Annotated in this window: 1 protein-coding gene; it reads left to right on the top strand. The window is 60.7% G+C overall.

What is annotated here, in order from left to right; genetic code table 11:
* Positions 1-1,544: AAA family ATPase (locus EOL86_14790; protein ID NCD26836.1), on the top strand; the 1,544-nt coding region annotated here is incomplete at both ends.

Below are 1,544 nucleotides of genomic sequence, written 5' to 3'. Positions count from 1 at the left end.
GTCCGCCCGCTCAGCCGCGTGGAAACCTCTTCGCCCTACAGCGAGCATTTTCTGGCCTACGCTCCGGTGCGCCTGCGACTGTCCGCGGATGAGGACGTCGCCATCGTCGGCGGGATCGCCTATGAAGACCGCAGCGTGCTGGTGGACCTCGCCGGTTACAGGCATATCGACGTCATGCTGATAATAAGCCTCATCTCCGTGCTGGTCCTGATGCTGGCCATCGCACTGGTGGCCAGGGGCACCACGCTTGGCCTGCAGGAATTGGCCTATGCCGTGAAGACCCTCACGGAAAAGGGAGAGTGGGAGGAGGTCCGTCTGGTCGAGACGGGCTACGAGGCCGAACTGCTCAAGGATTCCATCAATTCCATGATCAGGACGCTGCAGGCGCAGTTCGAGGAGATCAAGTCCAAGGATCTCAAAATCGAATCCGTGACCTTGAAGGAGCCTGCCGAATTGAGCATGGGGCCGGTCATTTCCACGCTGGACGAGAATTTTCCGGAATTTGTCGGGTCAGGTGCGCACATGACGCAGATGAAGCGGGACATCATCAAGGCCAGCCAGGTCGAAGTGGACGTGCTCATCTGGGGCGAGACTGGCACGGGCAAGCAATTGGCCGCCGAAGCGGTGCACCGGCTGTCGGCCCGAAACGGCAAGCCTTTCATTTCCATCAATTGCGGCGAGCTCGATGAAAATCTCCTGCTTGATTCCCTTTTCGGGCACGTCAAGGGGGCGTTCACGGACGGCAAGGGGGACCGGCGCGGCGCATTCTTGCAGGCCGACGGCGGCACCCTGTTTCTGGACGAGATCCAGTCCGCGTCCCTGAAGGTCCAGCAGGCCCTGCTCAGAGCCCTGTCCCTGCGCAAGATCAAGCCGCTTGGCAGCGACCAGGACGTGGACGTGAACGTGCGCCTGATCACGGCCACCAACGTCGATCTGAAAGCTCTGATCACGGAAGGGAAGTTTCGGGAGGATCTCTATTACCGGCTCAAGGTCATTTCCATCACGACCCCGCCGCTTCGAGAGCAGCGGCAGAACATCCCGCTTCTGGCCATGCATTTCCTGCAGGAGGGGGAGCACATGGCCGGGAGGACCGGCCTGGCCCTTTCCCGCGGCGCCCTGAAAGCCCTGGTCTCTTATGACTGGCCGGGCAATATTCGTGAACTCAAGCATGTGATCATCACGGCCGCCGTCATGTCCGAAGGGCGGGTGATCCAGTCCGAGCAGCTGGGCATAAACGGCCATGCGCGAAACGAAGATGACGAACGTGTGCAGAGCGTGGATTCGTTTGTGCCCGAGAATGGGGAAGGCGTGGACGATCCTGTGCCTGCACGAACCGATAAAGCCAGAAATGAAGGCGGGTTACCCCTTGAGCTGAATTCCCGACAGGTTCTTGTGTGCGAATACGTCCGGGAGCATGGCAGCATTTCGAGCAAGGATCTGCTTGGGCTTCTGGAGGGCGGCATTTCAAAGCGAACCGCGAGCTATGACCTCCAGGATCTGGTTGCCCGGGGCCTCCTGGCCCGTGTCGGCCGGGGGCCTGCGAC

This window comes from Deltaproteobacteria bacterium (genome assembly GCA_009930495.1).
In the GTDB taxonomy this organism is placed as follows: domain Bacteria; phylum Desulfobacterota; class Desulfovibrionia; order Desulfovibrionales; family Desulfomicrobiaceae; genus Desulfomicrobium.
Note: the sequence above shows the minus strand (reverse complement) of the source record. Positions and strands in the feature narration are given on the sequence as shown.